We start from the raw sequence: 10791 nt of genomic DNA, 5'->3' as shown, positions 1-10791 counted from the left end.
GAGAAAGTATGCGGCGTTTTGAAGGAATTTGCCGCGTTCGCTGACGTTATGCGGTTTTTGGATGAAGGATGGTCAGGGCAAGGAAGCATGGCCGGAAATAGTTTGTTCTGCGCCGAATGTATATGGCTCTACGCTTAGAGCAGTTTGCCACTTGACCGAAGCGAGCCATCCAGCGCCTTAAAATAAGCCATCCAACGCGCGGAACAAAAAAGAAGCCAGTCCAAATATGGCCGGCCACTCGCACCCCTCTTTCAATTCTCGTCAAACGGCAAGAGAATGTAAATATTGGCTCCGAGTCCCATTACGACGGGCTGGATGAAGTGGACTTTTTTAATAATGCCGAGTTTCACCAACTTGCGGATGCCGCGTCGGACGGTGGCGTTGGATTTGCCCGTTTCGTCTTGGAACGTTTTGTAATTCAGTTGGGCGACGCCGTTGTCGACTGCGTGGTGGCGAATGACGTCGAGTACTTTGCTGTCTGAAGTGGTGAGCGCTTTTGCGTGACGACTGGCGTGCAAAGAGGCGGCTGTGTCAATTTCCTCCGTTGTGGTGAATTTACTGTAGTGCTGTAAGCAGATTGTCATTTCGTATTCCTCCTTTACCCTCTATATAGCGAGGACTGATCAGAAAGGATACAGGTGGAAGGATTTTATTTTTCAGGCTTGCTCTTTCCGGTTTATTCACAAAAAGGAAAACGGGCCTAGACAGTTGTCTAAAGCCCGTTTACTAACCTATACTGGTTCGCAATTAGTCGCTCAACCCTTCTTCTTTCAAAAAGTCAATGGCGACGGTTTCGTATTGCTCATGGTTTTAGGGGAGGTGGATAGTGGTTAGATTGCCGGAGTTGTCGATCGAAAAGGCTGAGTTAGAATACACTAAGTAATCGCCATTTCGGGACCTTTATCCTACATGACAAACAAATTTTATTTCAATTTTTTCCACTAACAGTGGGGCGGCTTTTTATCTTAATAATAAAAATGTGGGAAACGCTATTTCAATGGAAATCCCCAGTTTTAATAGAGCTAAAGTCCTTAATCTAGCTAGTTTACAGTCTCTTAAATTAAGTTAGACTACTTCTGAGCTAACAGTTTTGTAAACGGATTGATGAAAAGAAAAGCTTGTCAATAAAGAGTTTGTGGTGAATCTTATTCTTACTTATGCTGATAAAATGCTGTACTATAGTATCCTATCAAAGGGTATTTAATCATTATTTTGTGCAGTAATACCATTCGCCCATAGTAAATGCACGTTAGCTGGGGGTACAATTAATTCCTAAATAGAAAAAACGTTTTAAGGTTTTTTGAAAGGAAAGTCATATATGAATAGATACAATAAGCTTGTAGCGTCGGCAGCTACAGCTTCATTAGTAAGATCGGCAGTCGTTCAAGAGGTATGTGAAGAAATAAGTAGCACTTCATTCAAGGACGTTAGTGAGCAGTATAAAGATGCAGTAAATTATTTGGTGAATAACAATATGACGGCTGGCATTTCACCAACGGAGTATGGAACGGGTTTGTACATTAAGCGTGTCGATGTGGCGGTCATTCTAGCAAAAGCGACATTGACGAAAGAGGAGATTGAAAGGGCACCTTCGTCGAATTTTATAGACGTGCCTGCTCGAGCAGTTCCATACATAAATGCATTAAAAGCGAAAGGCGTTGTAAAAGGTCTTACAACGACGTTTTTTGGCGCAAATCTTATGATGACTAGAGGAGAAGCGGCGTTAATGTTGGCAAGAGCCTATGGAATACACGGAAATGTAGCAAGTGTTCACTTCGTTGACGTTGCACCACTTTACAAAGAAGCTGTGGCGGCGTTTATTGAGTATGGAATCTTGTCTGGCGATCAAGGTAACAAGTTCCGAACGGCACAATTGATCAAACGCGGTGAACTAGCTATTTTCCTTTATAAACTAGAAACATTACATTCCGTTGAAACAAGGGATGAACTCTTTGAATGGTCAACGCTAAGACGACAGTATTTGGAGCTACAATGAAGAATACTTTATTTTAAGCTCAAGTATCGCCATTTCGTGACCTTTTGACTACGTTATTCTGTTGTTCACCTTTCATTTGTGTGAACCTTTCAATTTTCAATGAACCTGAACCTTCAGCTTTACAAGTACACAATCAATCCTTAAAACGGTCCCCGATTCATCATGACCCCATTAGCCAGGAAGATGATGCCGAGTACTGTCCAGATGAGGAGTAGCGGGAAGACGACATCGTGACACCTGAAATTACGATGGAAAACGGGATTATTCGTGTTCCGTCGGGCTTTGGGATTGGTTACGAAATAGATGAAGAAAAGTTGCGGAAAGTGCTTGTTCGTAGTGAGACGATTCGTACGGGAGAGTCAGCGCATCCGATACCGTCATAAATGAAGTGCCCCTGCATGGTTTTGTGCTGTGCGGGGGAGTTTGTCTGTAACTACTAGTGAAGCAATTTGAATTGTGTAATAGCTATTTATCACTTTTCTAACTATGCAAATGCATTAAATTAACAGGAATGTTTAATGAATCATTTAAATTTCGTATAATTTCGTCTTTTAATGGAGTTATGGTATAATTAATGTACCGATTACGAACACTTACACGTATACATATTCCAAAGGAAGTGATACGTTTGAGGGATAAGGAGGAAAATAAATTGGTTACAATTAAAAAAGAGAATCCTTTACTAGAAGCAAAAAAAATTATTCAAAAAGCAATGAAAGAAAACAAGAGAAGTTCTAAAGATGTGAAAAGAGACTTAGAACTAGATAAGTATAATGATTAAGGTTGTTTTTGATACAAATGTAATTATTGATGGTTTGTTGGGGCATAGATCAGACTGTGAAGAAATTATTGATTGTTTTAATGCCGGTATCTTTAGAGCGGCATTTTCCCAGGAAACAATCGGTGAGCTCATGTATATTACTAAGAAAATTGCTAATCAGGAGTTACAGCTGGAAGAAGAAAAGATTGCATTTCTACTGTACATCGCAGATATGTTTTTTTATTATAAATCTGTAAATACGTTAAAAATTAGAGGAAACCTTGAGGTGTATTGTAACGACAAGTTTGATGACATGTTTCTGGAGTGTAGTTATGCTGGGCACGTACATTATTTAGTTACCAATGATACTAAGTCTGGATTGCTAGATATAAACTGTTATGAATTTAAAATTGTACCCTCAATCGAGTTCTTGGAACAAATTAAAGGGTACAAGCATCCTCAATGATGTGTCTTTGTTGTTTAAGGATGCTTGTGAAAAATTTGATTTTTGAAGACAATGTGCTCTATGAGAACTTCCAAATTTCTTTTATAAACCTACCTCCCCAATCGCTCCCACTCTCTTACCAAATCACTCTCTAACGCTTGTAAATCAAGTCCCTTTTCTTTATACATACTTCGCACTTCCAACAACCCGCTAAACGCCAATCTTGACCAAGCGACCATGTTCATACGTGTTGCAAATAGAAGAGGATTGCCGCCTGCGCGCAACGCGGCATCTGCGCCGTCGACTACACAAAGTGTTCCATGACCAACGAGGATCATGCGTCGCAATTCGGGTTTATTGCCAATTGGAAGGGATTCTTTCCAGCTCCGTTTGTGATAAAATTTACTTTTTAGTGCCCATAGTAATCGAATGGCGATTTCATTGAAGGCGACAGGGATTGCCATCGTGATGCCGAAACGTGCGTCGTAACCGGATTCGAAGACGGCAGTGGAAAACTCTGCAAAGGTTTTGCTTTGTCCATTTACTTTGATGGACCCGAAGTCACATAGTTGGAATAATGAATAGAACGGGAGGGGAATGCCAGCTCCCCGCCGTCCATCATTATGTCCTCTTGTTCCACTCGATCCCGAGATATCCGATAGCAAATGCCCGAGCCAGTTGGCAAATCCGCAATACAGTTTTGCAAGAAAGTTCCCGCCTTGGAGCTTAAAGGCATTCGCTCCTTCAATGGGTTCCAGTCGGATGATGCGTCCATCGGCGACAAAACTCGCTTTGCCCGTGAACTGATCAAGTAATGAAAAGAATAGCCCGATGATATCCGGTGAATGGCCAAGGGATTTTAAATGGTGATCACTCGGTCGCATATTTAACGTTTCTTCTCCCATGACTAAATCCGCAGCGTACCGCGCATCATAATTCACTTTAAATTTCCGCTCTAAAAAGCCGATTGCCTGTGCGATGTTTTCCGGTTCCGTACGAAGTTGTGCACCGTTGCTTTTATCGGCACGCCAAATCGTTTGGGCAAATTTCACGACAACGTTATCGACTTGTTGGTCTGTCCATTTCCCTAATTTGCTATCACCAGGCATTCCGACGAAAAAACTATCGATGAGCCCGGCAACCGCACCGCACGTGGCGGCAATTGCATAATCGTAGCGATCACAGTTTGGCGTCGCCATTTTGTAATCATCGCGTATTTGACGCGTCAGTTCTGCACGTTCTTTGTCCGTAAAAAGTTTTGCAAACGGATCGCCTTGTAGGTCAATGTTGTGCGTTGACGCGAACGATTCGTTTTGTTGGAGAAAGTCGGTCCACGAATCTTCCTCGTTTGCTTGCAAGGTTTCCAGTTGTTCATATGGGGTTTCTTCCAATTTATTGAAGGTAGGCGTATCAACTGGATCGGAAATTATTGAACCATTTGTGAGCAGCTTAGCTCGCTGTAACAACTTATCCAATGCATCACTTTGCACGTCTTGTAGTTGGCTCAGTTGGTCCAAATTGTCGTGTAAGTGTCCAAGTCGTTGTTCGGCTTGTTGCACAATGTGTTGTTGGACGATGAGCGCTTTTCCGCTTTCATCCAGTACTTTTGAGGAAATCTGATGGGATTTTTTCATTTGATTCACCTAAACAAGTTTTTCGCTTTTGTCGTAGCGGTTGCGAACGCTGCTTGAGCTACTTTGTTGTAATCAATTTCCGAAAAACAATTATGCAGATTTTCCACTTCTGCCAACGATAATCCCTCTTTTAATTGCCACACAGGTTTGGCGTAAACTTCTTCCTCTGTCGCGTCTTTCATTTCATAACACGATTCAATGAACTGACGCACTTTTTCAAGTGTCGGCTTGTTCGTCAAGCCGATGAGTCGATCTCGGTCTAATGTCGCAGGCAACTTCGTCATGACTTGCTCGATTTGAGAGGCATTTTGCTTATCAGCACTCAACTGCGCACCTCTGCTCAACATGTCGAGCATGTTCGACAATTGTTGGATTTTCTCGGAATTCTCATTGCCCTTTTTCATTTCGACCATCAACTGCTGCGTAATTCCATTAATGTCTTCAATTAAATACGAAAGTGATTTTTGCGTGTTTCGAATGATTGCTTGCAGCATGTACTCGCGTTGCTTATTGTTTTCAATATCGCTAATGCCACTCACTTTTTTTAGGCCGTGATACGTGCCAACTCCTAATAGGACGAGCGTCCCAATTCCGGTAAACATGCTCGAGAATCCAAGGAGGCCACCCATACCCATCGCGGCTAAGCCTGAAGTGATGCCTGCTGCACTCAATCCGACGACGGAGCCGGAAAAATAAATCGCGGCCATCGGTAATCCAACCGCGACAGCTTTTGCGGATAAATCCTTCATCGACTTTTTAATTTGCGAGTCGTTTTTTCGGTGTTTCAAGATATCCTCATCATGTTGGATCGCAGCGATGATAAGGTCAATTTCTTCACGTGTAACCGATAAGGCATCTGCAAGTTCGCATAGAAAAGTATGTTGTGCCCAATCGTGGATGTTGTTTTTCTTCCCGAAAATGTACAACACATCTTTGAATAAAGACTTACTTAAAATATCAAAACTGCCTTCTTCAACCGTATTTTTTAGCGTTTTAAGCAATTCTTCTGTCGGTATGAGGTTGTCAACATTGCTCATATACCTCCGAATGTCGAGACGCATGGCAGCGCTAAGTTCGATGCGTGAAATTAACGAAATGATTTCTGTATACTCGAGTACATCAATCGTTTGATCATCCGAAAATGCAAAGTTGGCAACAAGTTTAATGTAGTGTTGCTTAACGGATTCCGACATCTCAGACAGTGGCGTAATTTGTGATGTATTTGTAAAATCCTTCCCTTGTTCAGCTTCAGCTAAAATACCATCAATGAGTGCAACAAACCCTTTCAAATTAACGTTTAGTAGTAGGGAAGTCACGTTATGAGAAGTGCCATCCTTCATGAACACTTCCACGTTTTCTACCGTTTTTGTCTTTCCGAAACTTGCAGCTTTTTCAAAAGACGTATGGACAATTGATTCAATTGCAGCGTATTCCAATCTTAACGGCTTTTCAAACGCAGTTTTCAAATACACTGCATCCCCTAAAAACAAGCATCCTTCTTTGCCGTTTGAAAGAATTGACGTATCTTTTAAGGCGACAACATATTCCAAATTCACATCTGGCGCATAGGAAGAAATAGCACCGTTCAGCTTTTTATCGGGAATGCCAGGAGCAGTGTACGTACTGTCTCCTAACAAAGTAATGTGCTCTTTTATGTATTTTTGAATAGACATATTATCCTCCTGAGGCATGTGGGTCTTTTTGGTTAATTATAGCATGTGGATAGGAAGGGGTGTTTGATTTTTAAAAATGTTGTTACATGTTGCGGAAACTAAAGTATCCCTAATGACACGGGGGTCTGCTAAAATGGTGCTATCGTGTAATTAAATGAGGTTTAACGACGCGCTAGGCTACAGAATCGACGCACGCGTGTGATTAAATGAGGTTTAATGACGCGCTAGGCCGTAAAATCAGAGCTCCCGTGTCATTAATTGAGTTTTAATGACGCGCTATGCTGTAAAATCGATGCACGCGTGTCATTAAGTGAGTTTTAACGACGATCAAGGCTACGAAATCGACTCACTCGTGTCAATAAAAGAAGTTAACGACGCGCTAGACTGCAAAAATGTTGCTGTTTAAAGTCTCAATGATGAACAAATCCAATCATCCAACCATATGATTGGATTTTTATTTTATTTAAAAAAGAAACTTTTCAGACAGTTAGCTCGTATATATTGATATGTAGGTGATAGAGGTTGCTTTTGTATGGCATTAAGTAAACTGGGGAGAGTGAATTAATTGAAAAAGAACATCTTGTTTGTGTTCCTTTTTCTCATCTTAGGTATAGCGGTTATAGGGGGAGCGACGTATTTCATTAACAATGGAAAGTTTGAGAAGAACAGCCATGTTACCTTGCCAAAGGAACATTTTGAAACAGGTGACGCGATGTATGTGGGCTATGAATTTTCGTGGAAAGGAAGCGGTTATCCGACATTGCAGCAAGTGGAATTTATCAAAAAGGATGGCAAGCCATTAACGCAAGAAGATGGCTTTCAAATCGTCGCTTTCATTGATGAGACAACTGATGGAAATGTGATTGGCTCTGCTGATGAAGAGACGGTTAACGCAAGCGGTTTGAAGGAGCGCTTAGTGCCAATTAACAATTACAAACTAACCAGTGATACATTCCGAATGGTGTTGCAGGTACATTACGATGGAGATCGTGCAACAGATGACATTTCGGATATGAAAATTACGTATAAGAAGTTCGGGGTAACGAAAACTGAAACGATTCCGTTTGAAGGGATCTTACATGAGAAGGAGTAAGTTGGAAGTATTTGAGTAAGATATTATTCATATAGATGAACTACTTGTACAGTAGTTGCTGTAGAATACCACATCTACTAGATGAGCTAGGGTATAAATGTTGTAGAATAATTCGAGGAGGTTATGTTTTTGATTATCAAATCATCTACAACACTTCGTAACGATTATGGGTCCATCTCAAAAGTTGCACATTAAACGTCTAAAAAATAGTGAAGGAGGTCTCGTAGTCATGAGCATTCCCGCTTATGAACGAAGAGAAGCTCTATTGGATTTAAAAGAAAAGTTGCTGTTGGCGGAAGAGCAACGTCTAACAGGAGAAAAAGGTATCTCATTAAGGGATGTAGAAGTAAATTTAAGGAATAAAATAAATGGAAAGTACCCAAATTGAACTCCTTCCTGCGGCATATGAAGATTTAAATGATAGCTTTGATTACATCTTGCTAGAAAATATGGATGCTACAGAACACATGCTTGCGAAAATCATAAACTCTCTACAACAGCTTGAGGTATTTCCTAAATTAGGTGTAAAACTAATGGAACAATCGCTTGCAGCTTATGAATTTCGTATGATGATTATCGACTCCTACATAGCCTTTTATCGGTTGATTGACAACAAGGTTGTAGTGTATAGAGTGCTGAATGGAGCAAGGGATTACGTCAATCTATTAGGGATCCATTAAAAATGAAAAGTGATGAACGGGTCTAGGCAGTTGTTAAAGGTCTGTTCTTTTTTATATCCCTTACTAAATGACCTTCACATAAGCGCATGCAAAAAATCCAGGTTCCTCCCAAACGGAGCTACCTGGATTTTTGTTTGTCTTGTGTCTGTGAATTTTTCTTTCTATAATCTCGCCAATAGATTCGCCCAACAAACACGGTAAGCGCGATAATGGAGAAATAGAGATAGGCTTGCCATGTCGACGCTAGCTGAAAGAGGTCCCAAAATGTCGTGTTTTGGATGAACACATCATACGGATTTGCATTGCGGAACGTGATGGGTACTGCGTCACCGGAGTTGTACTGATGGTACGTATTGCGTGTTACGTCTTTAATGACTTGAACAGATTGCCCTGCATCGTCTTGAAAGGAAAGGGTCAGTTCATACGAAGAATCTTCGTGTTTTCTGTATGTGACATATGAATCCCGATCGAGGACGAGCGCTTCGGTTTGGGTTTTGCCGAATGGTAGGAGCTTCATGAGCAGATTCCATAGTGGATGAATGAGGAACAGCAGAAAGAATGCAATGATGCCGCCTACAATGCCCCAGCCACTACCTTTTTTCTTGCGATTTAACTTCTTCCAACGTTTGCGTTCTCGTTTCTTTTGCTTGTTTGATAGCGTCTTTTGTTTTGATTGCTTACATGGAATGGTGAGGATTAGCGCGACCCAGCAACAGAAGGCCAATCCGCCGACAATTAAGATACCGGCCAAGTAAAAGATGCTGTCGAAAATGAAATCTCGCAGTGTGGAAAAATCGGATGGGCGCAATGAATAGCCTGAAACTTCATCACCCACTTGGAAGTCTTTCATTTGCTGCTTGGAAATTCGATTCAAGTAAGGAGCCTCTTCTCCATTTGGCAATTCCACACGAACATAATAGGAAGGGGGACCATATAAGCCTTTTGCGCCTACTTTCTCCACAGTTTTTACGGTTACGGGCTCTGCTTTGAATAAGTTGTATTCTTCTATGTACGCGGACACAAGTGCGATTGTGAAAAGGGTGAAGAGTACCGTTATGATCGCCATTCCTGCAAGTTCTTTCAGCTTTTCCACGTTTTTACCTCCTTTAAACGCACGGTATTTTCATGTAATGTATGCGTGAGTTGTCTGTCTATTATGTTCCATTGTACCTTGTACGGTGACGAATAAAAAATAGCCAGCTCTCTATAGCTGACTTCTGGACAGATCCTGTCTGAAGTAGCAAAGCGAGCTGGCTTTCCTTTGAATCGTTTATGGAGCAAAGAAATTAATTGTCGTAATAATGATTGGGGCGCTAAAAATAACGTCCATTAGAAACGCGCCGACAATCGGTACGACGAGAAATGCTGTACGGGAAGGTCCGAATTTATTAACAGTAGCGCCCATATTGGCCATCGCGTTTGGCGTCGCACCGAGGCCGTGGCCGAGGAAACCAGCAATCATCACCGCGGCATCATAGTCTTTGCCGAGTGCACGGAACATGACGAATACCGCGAAAACAACGATGAATGCCACTTGAATGATGATGATACCGACGAGTGGAAGTGCAAGACCTGCGACTTCCCAAAGTTTGATGCTCATGAGTGCCATGGATAAGAAGATGGCGAGTGAAACATCTCCGATTAGATTAATTTCCTTCATATTGACGGTACCTGGAAGGAAGCGGTCGACGATATTTCGAACAAGAACCGCGACGAACATGGCTCCGATGTACGCAGGTAATACAAAGCCAGTCGCTTCTGTGAAGAGATCACCGATCAACGTACCACCAGCCATCGACAACGTAATCATTGCGACTTGCACCATGAATGAATGCTGGCCGATCGGCTTTTCGTCTTGCTCGACATACTCTTCTACGTTGCCTTCTTTTGGCTTCAAATTGTACTTGCCAATTAAATGCCGAGAAATCGGACCACCAGAAAGGCTCCCGCAAATGAGTCCGAGCGTAGCAGCCGCCATCCCGATCGTCACAGCAGAAGAAATTCCGAGTTCTTCAATCGTTTGGCCGTACGCTGCAGCACCGCCGTGTCCGCCACTCATGGACACAGCGCCACTCATGACGCCGAGTAATGGGTCTATATGAAAGACTTTAGCGAGTGAGACGCCGATCACATTTTGCATGAAAACGGTTACGCCGCACAGTAACAAATAGATGACGAGCAGTTTTCCGCCGAGTTTAATCAGCTTGAAACTCGCGCCTAGTCCGACCGTCGTGAAAAAAGCAATCATGAACAAGGACTGTAACGACGTGTCCAAGGAAATTTCCACGATGCCTGTGGATTGTAAAACGAGCGCCAAAATGGCAAATAAAAGACCGCCGACAACGGGTGCAGGAATCAGAAATCGATCTAAAATCCCAATTCGATGAACGAGTGCAGTACCAAGCAAGTAGACTGCTGCGGCTAAAAATAACGTAGTAATTTGGTTAATTTCAATCATGCATATTCACCTTTCCTTTAAATAGAGAGCGACCTCTATTCTTATCTGCACG

At 42.1% G+C, this 10791-nt stretch carries 12 protein-coding genes; 7 read left to right on the top strand and 5 right to left on the bottom strand.

Features of this window, described 5'->3' with window-relative positions; translation table 11 throughout:
- Positions 1-251: 251 nt before the first annotated feature.
- Positions 252-584 carry a helix-turn-helix domain-containing protein gene (locus NRI27_RS13430; RefSeq protein WP_371391164.1) on the bottom strand — a complete coding sequence of 111 codons (333 nt, stop codon included), beginning with the start codon at positions 582-584 and terminating at the stop codon, positions 252-254.
- 734 nt (positions 585-1318) lie between these two features.
- On the opposite strand from NRI27_RS13430, the gene NRI27_RS13425 reads away from it, so the two are divergent.
- The 4 genes from NRI27_RS13425 to NRI27_RS13410 all read left to right on the top strand — a co-directional run bounded on the left by NRI27_RS13425 (position 1319) and on the right by NRI27_RS13410 (position 3222).
- Positions 1319-1996 carry an S-layer homology domain-containing protein gene (locus tag NRI27_RS13425; RefSeq protein ID WP_371391163.1) on the top strand — a complete coding sequence of 226 codons (678 nt, stop codon included), beginning with the start codon at positions 1319-1321 and terminating at the stop codon, positions 1994-1996.
- A 230-nt stretch (positions 1997-2226) separates the two neighbouring features.
- A complete protein-coding gene (locus NRI27_RS13420) occupies positions 2227-2379 on the top strand; it encodes a hypothetical protein (protein ID WP_371391162.1) in 153 nt (50 codons plus the stop codon).
- 269 nt (positions 2380-2648) lie between these two features.
- Positions 2649-2777: a hypothetical protein gene (locus NRI27_RS13415; RefSeq protein ID WP_317943149.1), complete on the top strand. Its 129-nt coding sequence runs from the start codon at positions 2649-2651 to the stop codon at positions 2775-2777.
- A complete protein-coding gene (locus tag NRI27_RS13410) occupies positions 2770-3222 on the top strand; it encodes a putative toxin-antitoxin system toxin component, PIN family (RefSeq protein ID WP_371391161.1) in 453 nt (150 codons plus the stop codon). The genes NRI27_RS13415 and NRI27_RS13410 overlap by 8 nt, the downstream gene beginning before the upstream one ends.
- A gap of 89 nt (positions 3223-3311) precedes the next feature.
- Here the strand turns inward: NRI27_RS13410 and NRI27_RS13405 are convergent, their stop codons facing one another.
- Together NRI27_RS13405 and NRI27_RS13400 are read right to left on the bottom strand one after the other, a co-directional pair.
- Positions 3312-4835 carry a hypothetical protein gene (locus NRI27_RS13405; RefSeq protein WP_371391159.1) on the bottom strand — a complete coding sequence of 508 codons (1524 nt, stop codon included), beginning with the start codon at positions 4833-4835 and terminating at the stop codon, positions 3312-3314.
- Between the two features lie 5 nt (positions 4836-4840).
- On the bottom strand, positions 4841-6508 hold the full coding sequence (locus tag NRI27_RS13400) for a hypothetical protein (protein ID WP_371391157.1): 1668 nt from the start codon (positions 6506-6508) through the stop codon (positions 4841-4843).
- A gap of 565 nt (positions 6509-7073) precedes the next feature.
- Between NRI27_RS13400 and NRI27_RS13395 the strand changes: the two genes are divergently transcribed.
- From NRI27_RS13395 to NRI27_RS13385, 3 genes are all read left to right on the top strand, one after another.
- Positions 7074-7601 carry a hypothetical protein gene (locus NRI27_RS13395; RefSeq protein ID WP_371391156.1) on the top strand — a complete coding sequence of 176 codons (528 nt, stop codon included), beginning with the start codon at positions 7074-7076 and terminating at the stop codon, positions 7599-7601.
- A 229-nt stretch (positions 7602-7830) separates the two neighbouring features.
- Positions 7831-7989, top strand: coding sequence for a hypothetical protein (locus NRI27_RS13390; protein ID WP_371391155.1), 159 nt, complete (start codon positions 7831-7833; stop codon positions 7987-7989).
- Complete coding sequence (locus NRI27_RS13385; protein WP_371391154.1) at positions 7970-8281, top strand: type II toxin-antitoxin system RelE/ParE family toxin; 312 nt, start codon at positions 7970-7972, stop codon at positions 8279-8281. Before NRI27_RS13390 ends, NRI27_RS13385 begins: the two co-directional genes overlap by 20 nt.
- Before the next feature lie 118 nt (positions 8282-8399).
- Here the strand turns inward: NRI27_RS13385 and NRI27_RS13380 are convergent, their stop codons facing one another.
- Positions 8400-9374, bottom strand: coding sequence for a hypothetical protein (locus NRI27_RS13380; protein ID WP_371391153.1), 975 nt, complete (start codon positions 9372-9374; stop codon positions 8400-8402).
- A gap of 177 nt (positions 9375-9551) precedes the next feature.
- Positions 9552-10739, bottom strand: coding sequence for a sodium/glutamate symporter (gltS, locus tag NRI27_RS13375; protein ID WP_371391152.1), 1188 nt, complete (start codon positions 10737-10739; stop codon positions 9552-9554).
- Positions 10740-10791: the final 52 nt, after the last annotated feature.

This window comes from Sporosarcina sp. OR05 (genome assembly GCF_041414805.1).
Taxonomy (GTDB): Bacteria; Bacillota; Bacilli; order Bacillales_A; family Planococcaceae; genus Sporosarcina; species Sporosarcina saromensis.
The sequence above is the reverse complement of the archived record's forward strand: the minus strand, read 5'-3'. Positions and strand labels throughout refer to the sequence as shown.